The organism is Zoogloea sp., from assembly GCF_041914405.1.
Classification (GTDB): Bacteria; Pseudomonadota; Gammaproteobacteria; order Burkholderiales; family Rhodocyclaceae; genus Zoogloea.
In genome coordinates this window covers 1-18,281 of record NZ_JAYSDK010000055.1, presented here as the reverse complement: position 1 = coordinate 18,281, position 18,281 = coordinate 1, and the positions used below count along the sequence as shown (strand labels likewise).

Here is an 18,281-nt window from a genome sequence, read left to right as displayed (position 1 = left end):
CCTGCGACATCAAGGACCCCACCCAGAACATCAACTGGGTCGTCCCGCAGGGCGGCGAAGGGCCGATCTATCAGGGGATGTAAGCCTCAGACGAAGCCTTCGCGACAAAAAAACGGCCAGTGCAAAAAACACTGGCCGTTTTTTATTGCAGTAGCGGGAGCAAACAACGTCTGCTCCCGCGGATCAGTCGCTTAGCCCACCCACTTGCGGGCGTTGCGGAACATCCGCAGCCACGGCGAATCCTCACCAAGATCAGCCGGATGCCAGCTCATCTGCACGGTCCGGGCGGTGCGCTCCGGATGCGGCATCATGATCGTGAAGCGGCCGTCCGGCGTGGTCAGACCGGTGATGCCTGCCGGCGAGCCGTTCGGGTTGAACGGATAGCGCTCGGCGATGGCACCGTTGTTGTCCACGTAGCGCAGCGCAACCTTGGCATTGTCCTGGGCGTCGATGCCAGCGAACACCGCCCGACCTTCACCGTGGGACACGACGATGGGCATGCGGCTGCCCGCCATGCCGGCCAGCAGGATGGACGGACTGTCCTGCACTTCCACCATCACGAAGCGGGCTTCGAACTGCTCGCTGCGATTGCGATGGAAGCGCGGCCAGGTTTCCGCGCCAGGAATGATCTCGGCCAGATTGGACATCATCTGGCAACCGTTGCAGACGCCCAGCGCAAAGGTGTCGTCACGCTTGAAGAAGATCTCGAACTGTTCGCGCAGCGCCGGGTTGAAGAGGATGGACTTGGCCCAGCCCTGCCCCGCCCCCAGCACGTCACCGTAGGAGAAGCCGCCACAGGCCGCCAGCCCTTTAAAGTCGGACAGATGCACGCGACCGGCCTGCAGGTCGGACATGTGTACGTCGAAGGGCGCGAAGCCGGCCCGCTCGAAAGCGGCTGCCATCTCAGCCTGGGAGTTCACGCCCTGTTCACGCAGGATCGCGATCTTCGGCCGAGCTCCAGTGGCGATGAAGGGCGCGGCGATGTCTTCTGCCGGATCGTAGCTCAGGGACACGGACAGACCGGGGTTGGAGGCATCCGCCAGCCCGTCGAACTCTTCCTTGGCGCATTCTGCATCGTCACGCAGGCGGGCGATCTGGTAGCTGGTCTCGGACCAGGTCTGCAGCAGTTCGGCACGCGGCGCGTTGAAGACCAGCTTGGCGTTGCGCCAGAAGCGCAGCTCGTCACGGTCGTTGGGCTCACCGACGAAGTGGTAGCTGAGGCCAGCGGTACGCAGGGCTTCGGTCAGGCGGCTACGGTCATCGCGGCGGATCTGCACCACCGCGCCAAGTTCTTCGGCGAACAAGGCCTTGAACAGCATGTCGTTGAAGCGGCCCTTCAAGGAGTCCGGACGCTTGTCGAGGCCATCCACGTCGTTCATGAACTGGTCGTAGGCCACCGTGTCGAGCATGACCGACAGACCGCACTTGGAAGCGAAGGCCATTTCGCACAGGGTCGCGAACAGGCCGCCATCAGCGCGGTCGTGGTAGGCCAGGATCAGATCGTCCTTGCGCCATTGCTGGATCAGCTCAAAGAAGGTCTTCAGCTGGGCGGCATCCACGTCCGGCGCGTGCTCGGCCACCGAATTGTAGGCCTGGGCCAGCACCGAGCCACCAAGGCGGTTCTGGTTGTTGCCGAGGTCGATCAGCAGCAGCTCGGTTTCCACGCCCTCCGGGAACTGCAGCTGCGGCGTCAGCGTGCGGCGCACGTCCTGCACCGGGGCGAAACCAGTGACGATCAGCGACAGCGGCGACACGACCTGCTTGTCTTCACCCTCCTCGTTCCAGGCAGTACGCATGGACAGGGAGTCCTTGCCCACCGGGATCGCCAGCCCGGCCTGTTGGCAGAACTGGGATACCGCCTCGACAGTCTTGTAGAGCTTGACGTCCTCTCCGCGATGGCCGGCAGCAGCCATCCAGTTGGCGGACAGCTTCACGTCGCCGAGGGAGCGGATATCCGCCGCGGCGATGTTGGTGATCGCCTCGCCGATGGCCATGCGGCCGGAAGCCGGCGCGTCGAGGGTCGCCACCGGCGTGCGCTCGCCCATCGCGAAGGCCTCGCCGAGGTAGCCCTGATAGCTCATGGTGGTCACCGCCACGTCGGCGACGGGAATCTGCCAGGGGCCGACCATCTGGTCACGGGCAGTCATGCCGCCGACGGAGCGGTCGCCGATGGTGATCAGGAAGTTCTTGCTGGCAACAGCCGGCATGCGCAGCACGCGCCGGCAAGCATCGGCCAGGTCGATGTCGGTGACGTCGAAGGGCGGCACGAAGACCTGGCGGCTGGAAACATTGCGGGTCATCTTCGGCGGCTTGCCGAGGAGAACCTGCATTTCCATATCTACCGGCTTGTTGTCGAAGTGGCTGTCAGAGACGACCAGGTGACCGTCGTCGGACGCGGTGCCGACCACCGCGAACGGGCAGCGCTCGCGCTCGCAGATCGCCTTGAAGACATCGAGGCTTTCCGGCGCGATCGCCAGCACGTAGCGCTCTTGGGATTCGTTGGACCAGATTTCCCGCGGGCTCATGCCCGGCTCTTCAATGTGCACCTCACGCAGCTCGAAGCGCGCACCCAGCTCCGCAGAATCCGCCAACTCGGGGAAGGCGTTGGAGAGGCCGCCGGCGCCCACGTCGTGGATCGACAGGATCGGGTTGGCTGCCCCCTTCTGCCAGCAGGCATCGATGACTTCCTGGCAACGGCGCTGGATTTCCGGGTTGCCGCGCTGCACGGACGCAAAGTCCAGGTCGGCGGTGTTGGTGCCGGTCGCCATCGACGACGCGGCGCCGCCCCCGAGGCCGATCAGCATGCCCGGGCCGCCGAGCTGGATCAGCAGCGTGCCGGGACCAAACTTGATCTTGAAGGACTGCTGGTCCTGGATACAGCCGAGGCCACCGGCGATCATGATGGGCTTGTGATAGCCGCGCACCTCGTCCTGAACGCTCTGCTGGAAGGTACGGAAATAGCCAGTCAGGTTGGGACGGCCAAATTCGTTGTTGAACGCGGCGCCGCCCAGCGGGCCTTCGATCATGATGTCCAACGCCGAGGCGATGCGCTCCGGCTTGCCATAGGCCTGCTCCCAGGGCTGCTCGAAGCCGGGAATCTCCAGGTTCGACACTGAGAAGCCGGTCAGGCCGGCCTTGGGCTTGGAGCCACGGCCGGTCGCACCCTCGTCGCGGATCTCGCCGCCGGAGCCGGTGGAGGCGCCGGGGAACGGAGAAATCGCCGTCGGGTGATTGTGAGTCTCGACCTTGGCCAGGATGTGGGTCAGCTCGTCGTTGTACTGCCAGGCACCGGTCTCGTCCGGGTAGAGCTTGGCGACAGTGGCGCCCTCGATCACCGACGCGTTGTCGGAATACGCAACGACGGTGCCTTCCGGGTGAGCCTTGTGGGTTTCGCGGATCATGCCGAACAGCGTCTTGTCCATCGGACGGCCGTCGATGACCCAATCGGCGTTGAAGATCTTGTGGCGGCAGTGCTCGGAGTTAGCCTGGGCGAACATCATCAGTTCGACGTCGGTCGGGTTGCGCCCCATCCGCGTGAAGTTCTCTACCAGGTAGTCGATCTCGTCTTCAGACAGGGCCAGGCCCAGTTCGCTGTTGGCGACCACCAGCGCATCGCGGCCGTTCTCGATGATCGCCACGGTGGTCAGCGGCTGCGGCTCGTAGTGGTGGAACAGCGCATGGGCCGCATCCACGTTGTCGAGCACCGATTCGGTCATGCGGTCGTGGATAGCCGGCAGCACCGCGTCCCGATCGGCGGATGACAAGCCGCCACGCAGATCGAAGCTGTAGGCCGTACCCCGCTCGATGCGGACGATCTTGTCGAAGCCGCACTGGCGGGCGATATCGGTCGCCTTCGACGACCACGGCGAAATGGTGCCGAGACGCGGCGTCACCAGCACTGGGCTACCCGCGGGGGCATCACCTTCCGGATGCGCGCCGAGCAGGTCGACCAGCCTTGCCAGTTCGTCAGCGGAGAGCGGCGCACTGACTTCCACGAAGTACCAGTGTTCGGCCGCCAGCCCTTTCAGGCGAGGCAGCACGCCCTTGACCGAATCGGTCAGGCGGGCAAGACGGGAACGGGAAACGGCGGGCGCACCGCGCAGCTTGAGAATTTCGGACATGGCAAGGATGGGCGCGAAGTTGAAACCGGCCCGGCTGCGGGCGAAAACGCCGTGCCGGACACGAAAAAGGTCTTGGATTATACCCGAGCCCTTCGACGGCTCCGACCATCCTTCGCTCGTGATTCCGTCATCGGCACCACATGCACTCAAAAAATAATGCGCTACGGCGCGGCACTGTTTGTCAAAATTGGTTGCAAAAATTCATCGTGAATAAGACGATAGCGTGCAAGAATTCACATATTGAAGCAGATGGGTAGCGACCATGCCCCCTCACCACGCCGCGCAACCGCTGTCTCCCCGCCTCTTCTGGATGGTCGCCGCCGGCTTTGTCCTGTTTGAAAGCGCCATTCTCGGACTCGCGTACCAGCACACCCGCAACCAGCACCGACTGACCGAACAGCTCGCCCTCGTGCACCAGGGCAGCGCCGTGGCCTGGCAGATGGCGTCATCGCCAGCATCGGATGCAACAGCAGAATCCCGTCAACTCTGGCTGGGGGCGACGCTGCACGCACTGGGCAACGGCGGTAGCGTCGTGAGCCTCGAAAACACGCTGACCCAACTCCCGCCCCTGGAAAGCCCCAATGCCCGACTGGCTGCGTCCAAGGTCCAGGTACGCTGGGACAATTTCATCAGGCTCAAACACGAAAGACCCGACATGGCGCAGAACGAACTCGCCGCCATGACCCAACCACTGCACGAGCTCTCGAACATCCTGAGCCTGGAACGCAACGAAGCGGCCCGAACGGCAACATTGATGGGGCTGATCGCGGTCGCGGCAGGAATCCTGACCTTCATCACTGCCGGCTCGCTGATGCTGCACCAGATCCTGCGCTTCGCCCGCTCAGGTCAGATGCTGCGCTCGATGATGAACCAGATTGGCGCCGGGGTCTGCATCCTCAGCAGCGGCGGCCGGATTGCCGACGTCAACCGTGCGGCATGCCGCATGCTCGGCCGCCCCCGCAAGATGCTGCGCGGCAGACGGCTGGAGGAAATCCTCAGGCTCGAAGACGGCGTCTGGACCGGGAACCGCCCGGACGGCCTGCCGATCGCCGTCGAGCGGATTCCCGGCACCATCGACAGCCACAAGGGGCCGATGAACATTGTCACGCTGCTCGATGTCACCGCCCGCCACCTGACGACGGAGTGCCTCCAGCACCTGGCCCACCACGACCCTTTGACCGGCCTTCCGAACCGGGCTTATCTCGAAAAGCGCTTCAAGGACGAACTCACGGACATCCGGAGTGACATGCTGCTGGGCGTTGCCGTGCTCGACCTCGACGGCTTTAAGCCAGTCAATGACACCTACGGCCACGCCATCGGCGACAGCCTGCTGGTACAGATTGCCCAACGCCTGAGTTCGGCGCTGCGGATCAGCGACATCGTCGCTCGCACCGGCGGGGATGAGTTCGTCGTCCTGTTCCCGGATGTGGGCAGCCGGGAAAGCCTCACGCTGCTTGGCGAACGCCTGCTGAGCGTGTTCAACGATCCCTTCCAGGTTTCCGGCCACCGCATCCCGATGGGCTGCAGCATCGGGCTATCCATAGCCCCGGATGACGGCACCGACCAGGACAGCCTGTTGCGCGCCGCCGACGCGGCGATGTACCAAGCCAAGCACGCAGGCAAGCGGCGCGTCCGCCTCACCGCAGTGAAGAGCGCAGGGACTGCCTTGCCCACGAGCCCAAGAAGCAGGGCGATCGGGTAAACTGCGGGGTTTTGCCAAGTCCCAGGTCCCTTGCATTACGACGAGCCCGTCCCCGACGAAACCCCCGCATCAGGCGCCCCACTGCCACGCAGCTGGCTGATCGCGCCTGCGCTCGCGCTCGCGGTGCTTGCGCTGGCCTGCATCGCAGCCGGCAACCAGTCGGTCTTCATCACGCTCAACACTGCTGCCAGCGGCGTTTCACCTTCCCTGTGGTCCGCGCTGTCGCTGACGGGCTCCGTGCTCGGCATGCTGGCCCTGCTGGCCCCGACCTTGAAGACACGCCCCCGCTGGCTGGCCTCCGCGCTGCTGGCCAGTCCACTGGCCCTGGCTTTCAGCGAAGGCGGCAAACGCATTTTCGACACCATGCGTCCGGCCGGCGTGCTCGAATCAGGCAGTTTCAACCTGATCGGTCAGAAGCTGTATGTGCACTCCTTTCCCTCCGGCCATGCGACCACCGCCTTCGTCGTGGCGGCGGCGCTGATCTTTGCGTGGCCCGAGGCCAACACCCGCACGCGCCTCGCCGTTGCTGCCGCCGCCGCACTGATCGCCTTTTCCCGCATCGCGGTGGGCGCCCACTGGCCGCTGGACGTACTCGTCGGCGCCTGCGGCGGCTGGCTGATCGGCGCCCTGGGCGGCGTGCTCTCCGCACGCTGGCGCTTCTGGGAACGCCGCAGTGGCGTACGCGCGATGGCCGCCATCGCCCTCGGCAGCAGCCTCGCACTCCTGTTCATCGACCTGGGCTATCCGTCCGTGCACCTGTATCAGATCGGTCTTGCCGCCTGGGGCATCGGCGGCGCAGCCTCGGCTCTCGGCAAGGAAACGGAGACCCGTTCATGAGCGCCAAGCGCCTTCTCGCAATCGCCGTCTCAATCGGCCTGCTGGCCTGGTTGATGGCCGACGGCCGCTGGCGCGGCATCGGCGAGGTGTTCGCACGCCTCGACATGTCCACGCTGATGCTGTGCGCAGGTGGCTTCGGGCTGTCCTATATCCTTCGCGCATTGCGCGTGTTCGACGAGTTCCGCGCCCAGGCCGCCGGACGCTTCGGCACCTGCCTGCGCATCGTGCTGATCCATAACGCGATGATCAACGTGGTGCCGTTCCGCGGCGGCGAAGCGGCCTTTCCGCTGCTGCTGCGGCAGAACTTCGGCGTCGCCCTGCCCCGTGCCATCGCATCTCTGTTCTGGTTCCGCCTGCAGGACGCCTTCGTCGTGATGGCCCTTGCCGCCTTCGTGTGGCCGGGTCTGCCGGTGGTGCTCAAGGCCGCCTGCATCCTTGGCGTGATCGCGCTGGCCTGGTGGCTGCCGCGCTGGGCGCGGGCGCCCCACGACTGGGCCGATGGCAAGGCCTTCACCGCCAAGCTGGCCAAGGTGCGCGACGCCTTTGCCGAGAGCACCCGCCATGCCCGCTACGGCTGGGTGTGGACCATCGCCAACTGGACGGTGAAGCTCGCCGCCCAGGCGGCCCTGCTGGCCGCTCTACTGCCGGCCGCCATCGACGTGGGTGCAGCCGGCGCCCTTGGCGCCGAGCTCGCCGCGATCCTGCCGGTGCAAGGCGTGGCCGGCTTCGGCACCTACGAGGCTGGTGCCGCTGCGGCGCTGCTGCCAAGCGGCATTCCCCTCACGGCCGGACTGCAGGTGGCGCTGGCGCTGCATCTCTTCGTCATCGCCTGCTCCGTCACATCCGGTGCCATCGCCTGGCTCTTCCCGGCCCCAAAAACACCGGAAGCCGCCGCAGCGGCCCGCTCCGACTTACAATCCGCCTCGTCCGCCAACGACGGGGTGAATACCCGATCTGTGAACGAATAAATACTATGACCGCAGCCTCCCAGCTCTCTCCGCTCCCGCCCGCCCAGCCGCAGATTCCGGCCAACCTGCCGCCGCACCGGTTGTCGGTCGTCGTCCCCCTCTACAACGAGGAAGACAACGTGGCGCCGCTGCTTGAGCGCATCCACCTGGCCCTCGGCCCCTATCCTTATCCCTGGGAAGTGGTGATCGTCGATGACGGCAGCTCCGATCGCACTGTGGACAACCTGGAGGCCGCCGCCAAGCACTACGGCCCGCACGTGCGCATCGTCGCGCTGATGCGCAACTTCAAGCAGACGGCGGCAATGCAGGCAGGCCTCGACGCCGCCCGCGGCGACGTGATCGTCACGATGGACGGCGACCTGCAGAACGACCCGATCGACATCCCTCGCATGGTCGGCCGCCTGCTCAACGAGGATCTCGACCTCGTCGCCGGCTGGCGCAAGAACCGCAAGGACGGCATGGTCCTGCGCAAGATCCCGTCCAAGATCGCCAACCGCCTGATCGCCAAGATCACCGGCGTGCACCTGCAGGACTATGGCTGCTCGCTGAAGGCCTTCCGTGCCAGTGCTATCAAGAACGTCCGCTTGTACGGCGAAATGCACCGCTTCATCCCGGCCTGGCTGGCCACCGTGACCACGCCCCGCAAGATCGCTCAGGAAGAGGTCACCCACCACGCGCGCATGTTCGGCCAGTCCAAGTACGGCATCTCGCGGACCTTCCGGGTCATTCTCGACCTGATCTTCGTGTACTTCTTCATGCGCTTCCGCACCCGTCCGGGCCACTTCTTCGGCGGCATCGGTCTGGGCCTGGGCGCGCTGGGCATGGTGATCCTTGGCTACCTGGGCCTGCTCAAGCTGTTCACCGGCGCCTCCATCGGCACCCGTCCGCTACTCTTCGGCGGTTTCTTCCTGGTCATCGCCGGCGTGCAGATGGTCACCTCCGGCGTGCTCGCCGAACTGCTCACCCGCGTCTATTTCGAGTCCGGCCAGAGCCAGGCCTACGTGGCACGGGAAAGCGCCGCCCTGCAGGACGAACAAGGCTGGCGTTCGGCCGGCGCCCAGTAAGCGCCGATGTCGGTCCTCCACACCGCCGGCGGGCGGCTCGCCGGCACGCCCGTCGGCCGCCTGATCCTCGCCCTGCCGCTGATCGCCTTCCTGTTGCGCCTCGGCGGCGCGCCGCTGTTCGACGTGGACGAAGGCGCCTTCTCCGAGGCGACGCGGGAAATGTTCGAGCGAAATGACTTCCTGTTCACCTACCTGAACGGCAGTCCGCGCTTCGACAAGCCGATCTTCATCTACTGGCTGCAGTCGATCGGCTACCTGATCTTCGGCGCCAGCGAATGGGCCTTCCGGCTGCCGTCGGCGCTGGCCGCCATCGTGTGGAGCTACGCGACCTATTTCTTCGCACGACGGCGCGTCGGTGAAGACGCAGCCTTGATCGCACTGGCTGTCGCCTGCACGGCCCTCGGCCCCTTCGCCATCGGCCGCGCCGCCACCGCCGACGGCCTGCTCAACTGCCTGCTGGCGCTGACCCTGTTCGACGTGTGGCGCCATCTCGAAGGTGGCCGGCGCGCCCCACTGCTGCGGGCCTTCCTGTGGATGAGCCTGGGCGCGCTGACCAAAGGACCGGTCGCCCTGATCGTCCCCGGCACCGTGAGCCTCCTGTACTGCGCCAGCCGTGGCGAATGGCTACGCTGGGCACGGATGGTCTTCAACCCTCTTGGCTGGCTGATCCTAATCGCCCTCGTCGCCCCCTGGTACGCCTACGCGCTGCACCGCCACGGCCAGGATTTCATCGACGGCTTCATCATGCGGCACAACGTCCAGCGCTTTTCCGGATCGCTGGAAGGTCATGGCGGCAGCGCGTTCTACTACGTGATTGCGGTTCCGCTGTTGCTGTTGCCGTGGAGCGGACTGTTCGTCGTCGCCCTCGGCAAGCTCAAGTCCGGGCTTGGCGATCCGCTGCAACGCTTCCTGTGGCTGTGGTTCGGCTTCGTGGTGGCCTTCTTCTCGCTCTCCGGCACCAAGCTGCCGCACTACGTGCTGTACGGCTGCACGCCGCTGTTCATCCTGATCGGCCTGCATGCCGGCGCGGCGCGGCGGGCCTGGCCGCATCTGCTGCTGCCGGGCCTGTTGCTGGGTCTGCTGCCAGCACTACCGAGCATTTTCGAGATCCTGTCCAACAGCAAGCTGGGGGATGGCTTCTACCGGGCCCAACTGAGTCGGGCGCTGGAAGTCGGCAATAACATTTACTTCGGTCTCACCGCCGCAGCCCTGCTGATCTGGCTTATCTACGTGCTGTTCTCCAAGACCTCGCTGGTGCAGCGCCTGGCTGTGACAGCCGCGCTCCAGGTCGTGCTGCTGGCCGGGCTGGTCGTACCCTTCGCCGGCGAACTGGCCCAAGGGCCGGTGAAAGCCGCTGGACTGAAGGCCCATGAGCTGGGCGGTGACGTAGTGTTCTGGAACTTCAGCACCGCCCCGAGCTTCAGCGTCTATCGCCAGGCCGTCACCCTCAAGGGCGATCCGCAGCCCGGCCAGGTCACGCTGACGCGCGTGGACCGCCTGCCGCCTGATGTGCCGGTGGACATCCTGTTCCGGCAGGGCGGCGTGGCCCTCGTCAAGGTGAAGCCATGAACGCGCGCAGCTACGTCGGCCCCTTGGCGCTGATCGCAGCGGTCCTCACCGTATACCGCATCTGGGTGATCGGCCACCTGGGCATCGACCTGTACGTGGACGAGGCCTACTACTGGGGCTGGTCACAGAACCTGGACTGGGGCTATTTCTCCAAGCCGCCGGTGATCGCCACGCTGATCGCCGGGAGCACGGCCCTGTTCGGCAACGGCCTGATCGCCATCAAGCTGCCGTCTCTGCTGATTTACCCTGCGACGGCCTTCGCGTTGTACGCGCTGGGCTGCCGGATGTACTCGCCAAAAGTAGGCTTCTGGGCTGGCCTGTCCTTCATGTCCATGCCGCTGGTGGCGGCGCTGGGGCTGTTCGTGTCCACCGACGCCCCGCTGCTGCTGTGCTGGACCCTCGCGCTGCTGCTCCTGCTACGAGCGCTGGACAACGGCCACTGGGGCGCCTGGCTGGCCTGCGGCGCGGTGATCGGCGTCGGCCTGATGTCCAAGTACACGATGGCCGCTTTCCTACCGTCGGCGCTGCTGCTGATCGCGCTGAACCCGAAACAGCGCCACTGGCTGCTCCGCCCGCAGCCCTGGCTCGCCGTGCTGCTGGCGGTGGCAATCCTGTCCCCCAACCTGTACTGGAACTGGACTCACGACTTCCCCACCTTCCGCCACACCGCGGAGATCACCCGCGTCGGCGGCCACGGGGAGCGCGGCTGGCATCCGGGCCAGCTCGGCGAATTCATCGGCGCCCAATGGCTGTCCTTCGGTCCGCTGCTCGGCGTGCTGCTGGGCATCGCACTGTTCCGCGGAGGCCGCCTGTGGCGCGATGCGTCCCATCGCACGCTGCTGGTCTTCATCGTGCCGCTGCTGCTGCTCGTCAGCCTGCAGGCCCTGACTGGCCGTGCCAACGGCAACTGGGCGGCACCGATCTTCGTCGGCGCCTGCCTGCTGGTACCGGCGGTGTTCCTGCAGAGCGGCCGGCGCTGGCTGATCGCCGGCGTAGCGGTGAACCTTGTTGCCTCAACACTGGCCTACCATTGGCCAGATATCGCCCACGCCACCGGCACCGCGCTGACCGCCAAGAACGACCCCTACAAGCGTGCGCGTGGCTGGATCCACCTGGCTGACGGCGTCGCGCCGCAACTGGAAACCCACCCCGGCAGCATCCTCGTCGGCGAAGACCGGGAGCTGATCGCTCACTTGGTGTACCGCCTGCACCCAGCCGAGTACGCGGCCTGGAACCCCGACCACCTACCCATCGACCACTACGAGCTCACCACCACGCTGAAGGGCAAGGAAGGGCGTGACGTCCTGTACGTCAGCCGCAAGCCGGAAATCCCCGCCATCGCCGCCCACTTCGGCGGCAGCGAACTGCTCTGCAAGGTCGTCGTGCCGGTCCACAAGGATTTCAGGCGCGAGGTCTACGTCTTCCTGCTGAAGGACTTCAAGGGTTATTGAGCGCCTGCAGGGCTGCGCTCAGCCCCGCAGGCGGCAAGGAAACGTGGGGCGCCCCGACGTTTCCTTGTTAGCCGTTACTGCCCCGCACCGGGCTCCACGCCCGGCAGCGCGGCCAGCGGCTCGTCGAGTTGAGCCGCCTCGATCTTCTGGAAGTGGGCGCTGATCTTGCGCGATGAAGTCTGCACATCCACCACGTCCTCGTTGGCTTGGCGGATGTGCGTGGCGAGCTTCTGCATGCGCTCGTCGAAACGGTTGAAGTCCTTCGCCAGCTTGCCGAGGGCGTCCTTGATGACGTGGATCTGCTTGCGCGTCTCCACATCCTTCAGCACCGCCCGCGCGGTGTTGAGCACCGCCATCAGCGTCGTCGGCGAGACGATCCACACCCGCCGCTGCATCGCATAGGCCACCACTTCCGGATGGTAGGCGTGGATCTCGGCGAACACGGCCTCCGCGGGCACAAACATCACCGCCCCGTCCGAGGTGACCTCTGGCTGGATGTACTTGTCGGCAATCGCATCCACGTGCTTCTTCACGTCGTTGCGGAACGCCGTCTGGGCCGTGCGCCGCTCCAGGTCTCCCGCCTCGCCGGCAAACATGCGGTGGTAGTTTTCCAGCGGGAACTTCGAATCCACCACCACCATCCCGGTCGGCTCGGGCAGGCGGAGCACACAGTCGGCCCGTGTGCCATTCGGCAGAACGTACTGAAAATCAAAGGATTCCGGTGGCAAGGCGTTGCGCACAAGGGCTTCGAGCTGCACCTCGCCGAAGGCGCCGCGGGAGCGCTTGTCGCCGAGCAATTCCTGCAGGCTGACCACGTTGGTGGTCAGGTCGCCGATCTTCTTCTGTGCTTCGTCGATGGTCGCCAGCCGCGCCATCACGTTGGTGAAGGTCTCGTTGGTCTTGCGGAAGCCCTCGTCGAGACGCTGGTTCACGTGGCCGCTGATCGCCTCCAGGCGCTCGCCGACGGTGCGGTGCATGGCCTCGATGCTGTGAGTGAGCTGCTGGGACGCACTGCTCAAGCCCTTCTGCAGCAACTCGCGGTCCGCGCGGGCATGCTCGGAGAGGGTCTTGAGGGTCTCAGCCATCATCTCCGTACGCAGCTTCTCCTGCCCGCTGGCCACCGCGGACGCCAGTTCGGACAGGCGTAGCGCCATCTCTTCCTTTTGCGTACCTAGCTGGGCCACCAGCGCCAGATGCAGTTGCTGGAGCGCGTGTCGGGAGGCGGCCTGCTCGGCGTCGAGCCGATCACGCAGGCGGTCGACTTCCCCAGCGAGCATGTCGATCACGCGGTCGCCAGCGGCCGTCGAACTAGCCTGCAGCTCCCGGACGAACTGCAGTTGCTGGTGGCTGAACAGGCCCTCCAGGCGAGCATCGAGGTGGGCGAGCATTTGCCCGGCGGTTTCGTCCTGGGCCCGGTTGAGGCGGGTGATCCGCAAGGCCAGCCAGGCGACGCCAGACAGGACGGCGAGAAGCAATACGAACAGTAGCGGTAGCAAGACTGAAGAGGATTCGGGAGTCATGGCCGGAGTATACCCGGCCATGCCCCCGTCCTTCCCTCAGCTCAGCGCCCGCAGGCTTGCCAGCGGCGGCTGGGACAGCAGGTGCCGGGTACCGACCCAGCCCGCCACCGTCACCACAATGCAGCCGGCAATGCCGCCGGCCAGCAGCGGCAGCAAACTCGGCGCATAGGGCAGTTTGAAGACGAAATGCCCCAGCGCCCAGCCGATGCCAGTCGCCCCGGCGCCCGCCAGCACACCGGCCACCAGCCCGAGCACGGCGAACTCGGCGAGCAGCGCCGCGCGCAGCTGCCCATTGCGGGCCCCCAGCGTGCGCAGGATGGCCAGCTCCTTCTCCCGCTCGTCGTGGGTAGATTGCAGCGCCCCGAACAGCACGACCACGCCCGCCACCACCGCGAAGCCGAAGACGAACTGCACCGCCGCGATCAGCTGATCGACCATCGCCTGGATCTGGCCGATCACCGCCGCCACGTCGATCACCGTCAGGTTCGGGAAGGCCGCCACCAGGCGGTTGGAAAAATCCAGCTGCCCCGGCGGCAGGTAGAAGCTGGTGATGTAGCTGGCCGGCTGCTGCTCCAACATGCCCGGCGCGGCAATCACGAAGAAATTCACCCGCATCGAATCCCAGTCCAGCTTCCGCAGGCTGGTGATGCGCGCCTCGCTGCGCACGCCGGCGATCTCGAAAGTCAGCAGGTCACCCATCGCCAGACCGAGGGTCTGGGCCAGCCCCTGCTCGACGGAGAACTGCGGCACGTGCTCATCCCCATGCCAGCGCCCAGCCACGACGCTGTTGCCGCCCGGCAGGCGCGAGTCGAAGGACAGATTGAAGTCCCGGTCCACCAAACGCTTGGCCCGATCGTCCGTGTAGTCGTCGGGCCCGACCTGACGACCGTTCACCGCCACCAGGCGGCCACGAATCATCGGCTGCAGCAAAGGCTCAGGCCGGCCGTTGTCCTTGAAGAACTGGCGCAGGGCCGGCAGCTGTTCGGGCTGGATGTTGATCACGAAACGATTGGGCGCATCGGCCGGCGTGGTCTGCTTCCAGCTCGACAGTAGGTCGCCGCGCACCAGCGTCAGCAGCAACAACGCCGTCAGCCCCATGCCGAGGGCCAGGGCCTGCACGAGGCTGGCCACCGGCCGCCGCCGCAGGGACGCCAGCCCGTAGCGCCAGCCGCTGCTGGCCACACTGCGCACATGTCCCAAGCCCCTGATCACGGCCCACGCCACGCCGCCATACACCGCGAAGGCCAACGCGAAGCCGCCGACCACCCAGGCGCCGAGCAGCCAGTCCCGCGCGATGCCGACCAGCAGGCCGGCCAGCACCAGCGCGCCCAGCGCCCAGGCGAGGCCTTCCCGCGCGGCGATGCCATCCCATTCCCGCCGCAGCACGCGCAAGGTCGGCACCCGCCCCAGCCTGATCAGCGGCGGCAAAGCAAAGCCCAGCAGCAACAGCAATGACACCGCAAAACCGTGCAGCACCGGCAGCCAGCCCGGCGCCGGCAACGGAAAACCGACCAGGCTGCCAAGCAGTTCGTTGAGCGCGAACTGGACCACGAAGCCCAGCCCGCAGCCGGCAACGCCTGCCGCCAGACCGAGCAGCGCGAACTCGCCGAGGAACAGGGACAACAGGCGCGCCTGCGTCGCGCCGACGCAGCGCATTACCGCGCAACCATCCAGATGCCGTTCGACGAAGCGCCGCGTGGCCAAGCCAACCGCCACTGCCGCCAGCACCACCGCAAGCATCGCCGCGAAGCGCAGGAAGCGCTCGGCGCGGTCCAGCGTCGTACGCACCTCGGGCCGTGCATTCTCGACGTTCTCCAGGGTCTCGCCGCGCGCAAGGCGGGCGCGGGCCCAGTCTTCGAAGGCCCTCACCGGCGCCACGTCCCCCGCCACATGCAACCGGTAGAACACCCGGCTGCCCGGCTGGATCAGGCCGCTCGCCGGCAGGTCGGCCGCATTCATCACCAGGCGCGGCAGCAAGCTGAAGAAATTGGCGCCCCGGTCCGACTCGAAGGACAGCACGGCACTCATCTTCAGGTGGACCGCCCCCAGGCCGACCATGTCGCCGGGCTTGGCGGACAGGGCACTAGCCAGCCGCTCATCCAGCCAAAGTTCGCCCGGCGCCGGAATCCCCGGCGCAACCAGGTCCGGCTGGTTGAGCCCCGGCGCGATACGCATCGCGCCGCGCAGCGGATGCCCGTCCTCGACGGCCTTGACGCCCGCCAGCTGGGCGCCCTCGCCCAGGCTGGCCATACTGGTGAAGGTGCTGGACACCACCGTCTTGAGGCCGCGCCGGCTTGCCTCGGCACGGTAGGCCGGATCGAGGGCATGGTCGGACACCAGCACCAGATCCCCACCCAGCAGCTGGTTGGCCTCCCGGGCCAGGGCCTGGGCAACGCGATCGGTAAAGAAGCCGACGCTGGTGAGGCTGGCCACGGCGATGATCAGCGCCGCCAGCAACAGCCCCAGTTCGCCAGCGCGCAGGTCGCGCCGGAGCATGCGGAATGACAGGAAGAAAGTATTCATGTGGCTTGAGGCAGGGAAGCGGCAAAAAAATTCCGGCCGGGCGGAAAACCGGGCCGGAATTTTTCGGATTATCCGCGCGGATCAATGACAGCCCTGCACTCAGCCCGCTTACGCGTCGGACAGCCAGCGCTGCACCAGGCGGACCCAGTAGGCAACACCGTAGGGAATCGCCTCGTCGTTGAAATCGTAATGGGGATTGTGCAGTGTGCAACCGCCTTCACCCGGTCCGTTGCCGAGCCACACGTAGCAGCCCGGCTTCTCCTGCAGGAAGTAGGCGAAATCTTCGGCGCCCATGCTGGGCTTGGGATCCACCGTCACATTGGCATCACCGCAGATTTCCTTCGCTACCGCCGCGCAGAACTCTGCCTCCGGCACCGAATTGATCGTCGCCGGGTAGCCGCGCCGGTACTCGAAATTGATGTTGGCGCCGAAGGCTGCGGCGACGCCGGTGCATACCCGCTGCATCGCCTCCTCAACCCGTGCTTCCACTTCGGGCCGGAACGCGCGCACGGTGCCGCACAACTGCGCCACCTCGGGAATCACGTTGTAGGCATCGCCAGCATGGAATTGGGTCAGCGACAGCACAGCTGAATCCTGCGGATCGACGTTGCGCGACACCACCGACTGAAGCGCCTGCACCAGCGCCGCGCCGGTGAGCACCGGGTCGATGCCCTGGTGCGGCATCGCCGCATGGGCGCCATGACCACGGATCTCGATGTCGAAGCGGTCGGCGCAGGCCATCACCGGCCCGCGATGCACGGCGATCTGCCCGACCGGCAGGCCCGGCCAGTTGTGCAAGCCGAACACTGCCTCCATCGGGAACCGCTCGAAGAGGCCGTCAGCGATCATCGCCGGCGCGCCGCCCTCGCCCTCCTCGGCCGGCTGGAACAGGAAATAGACCGTCCCGTCGAAATCGGGATTACTCACCAGGTGTGCAGCCGCACCCAACAGCATGGCGGTGTGGCCATCGTGCCCGCAGGCATGCATGCGGCCCGGATGGCGCGAATGGTGCGTGAAGTCGTTCTTTTCCTGGATCGGCAGCGCGTCCATATCCGCCCGCAGGCCGATGGCCCGCGTGCTGCTGCCTGCGCGCAACACGCCGACAACGCCAGTCTTGCCGATGCCGCGATGGGTCTCGATGCCCAGCGCCTCCAGGCGCTCGGCAACCAGGGCTGCCGTGCGATGCTCCTCGAAGGCCAGTTCAGGATGGGCGTGGATGTCGCGACGGATCGCCGTGGTCTCCGTGTGGATGGCCCTCAAATTTTCTAGAAGGTGCATGATGCGTCTCGATGTCCGGCCCAAAGGCCGTGGATCAATCAATGATAGCAGCGGGCTTTGCCCCCGCTCCACCACCCGAGCCCCCCAGCGATGAAACTGTTCTACGCCGATCACTTCGTGCTGCCCCTTCCCGAGGGTCACCGATTTCCGATGGAGAAATACGCCCGGCTGCGGACACGCCTGCTCGCCAGCGGTCTGTTCGACACGGATGATTTCCACGTCCCCGCAGCAGCTAGCGATACCGAGATCCTGCGTGCCCACGACGCCAGCTACCTGCAGCGCGTGGCCCGCGGCACTTTGGACAAAGACGAACAACGTCGCATCGGTTTCCCGTGGTCAGAGGCGATGGTGGAACGCTCACGCCGGTCCGCCGGCGCCACGCTGGCTGCCTGCCGGGCGGCGCTAGCAGACGGCTGCGCCGCCAACCTGGCCGGCGGCACCCACCATGCGTTCCGCGACCGCGGCGAAGGCTTCTGCGTCTTCAACGATGCCGCAATCGCAGCACTGGCCATGCGCGCGGAAGGCCGAGTCGAGCGCGTCGCCATCGTCGACTGCGATGTGCATCAGGGCAACGGCACGGCTGCAATCCTCACCCAGCGTCCCGACTGTTTTACCTTCAGCATCCATGGCGCCCTCAATTACCCTTTCGACAAGGAACAGAGTGACCTGGACGTGGACATGCCCGATGGCAGCGGCGACAACGCCTACCTCGACGCCCTGCAGCCCGCGCTGGCCGAGGTCTTCCAGCGCGCAGCCCCTCAGCTAGTGATCTATCTGGCTGGCGCCGACCCCTTTGAAGACGACCGCCTCGGTCGGCTCAAGCTGACCAAGGCCGGCCTTGCCGCCCGCGACGAACTGGTACTCGGCGAATGCCGACGCCGTGGCCTGCCAGTGGCCATCGCGATGGCCGGCGGCTACGCCCGCCAGATCGACGACACGGTGGACATCCACGTCGCCACGGTGAGCACCGCCGCGCACATCTTCCGTGCACGTAAAGCAGCATCGCTATAATCGAGAAAACCCCAGCGAGGACTCCCCCAAATGCGTTTCGAAGGCTCCGACAACTACGTCGCCACCCCCGACCTGATGCTGGCCGTCAATGCGGCGATCCGCCTGCAGCGCCCGCTGCTCATCAAGGGCGAGCCCGGCACCGGCAAGACCATGCTCGCCGAGGAAGTCGCCGCCGCCCTCGGCATGCCGCTGCTGCAGTGGCACATCAAGTCCACCACCAAGGCCCAGCAGGGCCTG

General features: G+C 66.1%; 13 protein-coding genes. 9 read left to right on the top strand and 4 right to left on the bottom strand.

The genetic code is table 11. The annotated features are described in order from the left end of the window. Positions 1 to 83, top strand: an 83-nt coding sequence (locus ACE3RX_RS22080; RefSeq protein WP_374481267.1) for a 4Fe-4S dicluster domain-containing protein, incomplete at its 5' end; no start/stop codon positions are given. A gap of 108 nt (positions 84 to 191) precedes the next feature. On the opposite strand, the gene purL is transcribed toward ACE3RX_RS22080, so the two are convergent. Beyond that, positions 192 to 4,121, bottom strand: coding sequence for a phosphoribosylformylglycinamidine synthase (purL, locus tag ACE3RX_RS22075; protein WP_374487126.1), 3,930 nt, complete (start codon positions 4,119 to 4,121; stop codon positions 192 to 194). 310 nt (positions 4,122 to 4,431) lie between these two features. Here purL and ACE3RX_RS22070 point away from each other — a divergent pair, with 310 nt between their 5' ends. The 6 genes from ACE3RX_RS22070 to ACE3RX_RS22045 are packed head-to-tail and all read left to right on the top strand — an operon-like array spanning position 4,432 to position 11,712. Further along, positions 4,432 to 5,823 carry a diguanylate cyclase domain-containing protein gene (locus ACE3RX_RS22070; protein ID WP_374487125.1) on the top strand — a complete coding sequence of 464 codons (1,392 nt, stop codon included), beginning with the start codon at positions 4,432 to 4,434 and terminating at the stop codon, positions 5,821 to 5,823. Positions 5,824 to 5,853: 30 nt separating this feature from the next. Further along, on the top strand, positions 5,854 to 6,660 hold the full coding sequence (locus tag ACE3RX_RS22065; RefSeq protein ID WP_374487124.1) for a phosphatase PAP2 family protein: 807 nt from the start codon (positions 5,854 to 5,856) through the stop codon (positions 6,658 to 6,660). Then, positions 6,657 to 7,628: a lysylphosphatidylglycerol synthase transmembrane domain-containing protein gene (locus ACE3RX_RS22060; RefSeq protein WP_374487123.1), complete on the top strand. Its 972-nt coding sequence runs from the start codon at positions 6,657 to 6,659 to the stop codon at positions 7,626 to 7,628. The genes ACE3RX_RS22065 and ACE3RX_RS22060 overlap by 4 nt, the downstream gene beginning before the upstream one ends. 5 nt (positions 7,629 to 7,633) lie before the next feature. Then, positions 7,634 to 8,692: a glycosyltransferase family 2 protein gene (locus ACE3RX_RS22055; RefSeq protein WP_374487122.1), complete on the top strand. Its 1,059-nt coding sequence runs from the start codon at positions 7,634 to 7,636 to the stop codon at positions 8,690 to 8,692. Between the two features lie 6 nt (positions 8,693 to 8,698). Continuing rightward, the gene (locus tag ACE3RX_RS22050; protein ID WP_374487121.1) at positions 8,699 to 10,261 is read left to right on the top strand and encodes an ArnT family glycosyltransferase; all 1,563 of its coding nucleotides are present in this window, start codon (positions 8,699 to 8,701) and stop codon (positions 10,259 to 10,261) included. Continuing rightward, the gene (locus ACE3RX_RS22045) at positions 10,258 to 11,712 is read left to right on the top strand and encodes an ArnT family glycosyltransferase (RefSeq protein WP_374487120.1); all 1,455 of its coding nucleotides are present in this window, start codon (positions 10,258 to 10,260) and stop codon (positions 11,710 to 11,712) included. The genes ACE3RX_RS22050 and ACE3RX_RS22045 overlap by 4 nt, the downstream gene beginning before the upstream one ends. A gap of 74 nt (positions 11,713 to 11,786) precedes the next feature. Here ACE3RX_RS22045 and rmuC read toward each other — a convergent pair whose 3' ends face one another. From rmuC to ACE3RX_RS22030, 3 genes are all read right to left on the bottom strand, one after another. Further along, the gene (rmuC, locus tag ACE3RX_RS22040; protein ID WP_374487119.1) at positions 11,787 to 13,232 is read right to left on the bottom strand and encodes a DNA recombination protein RmuC; all 1,446 of its coding nucleotides are present in this window, start codon (positions 13,230 to 13,232) and stop codon (positions 11,787 to 11,789) included. A gap of 36 nt (positions 13,233 to 13,268) precedes the next feature. Continuing rightward, a complete protein-coding gene (locus tag ACE3RX_RS22035; protein ID WP_374487118.1) occupies positions 13,269 to 15,755 on the bottom strand; it encodes an ABC transporter permease in 2,487 nt (828 codons plus the stop codon). Between the two features lie 108 nt (positions 15,756 to 15,863). After that, positions 15,864 to 17,033, bottom strand: coding sequence for a M20 aminoacylase family protein (locus ACE3RX_RS22030; RefSeq protein WP_374487117.1), 1,170 nt, complete (start codon positions 17,031 to 17,033; stop codon positions 15,864 to 15,866). A 90-nt stretch (positions 17,034 to 17,123) separates the two neighbouring features. Here ACE3RX_RS22030 and ACE3RX_RS22025 point away from each other — a divergent pair, with 90 nt between their 5' ends. Together ACE3RX_RS22025 and ACE3RX_RS22020 are read left to right on the top strand one after the other, a co-directional pair. Continuing rightward, a complete protein-coding gene (locus tag ACE3RX_RS22025; RefSeq protein ID WP_374487116.1) occupies positions 17,124 to 18,044 on the top strand; it encodes a histone deacetylase in 921 nt (306 codons plus the stop codon). 30 nt (positions 18,045 to 18,074) lie between these two features. Further along, positions 18,075 to 18,281, top strand: a 207-nt coding sequence (locus tag ACE3RX_RS22020; RefSeq protein ID WP_374487115.1) for an AAA family ATPase, incomplete at its 3' end; no start/stop codon positions are given.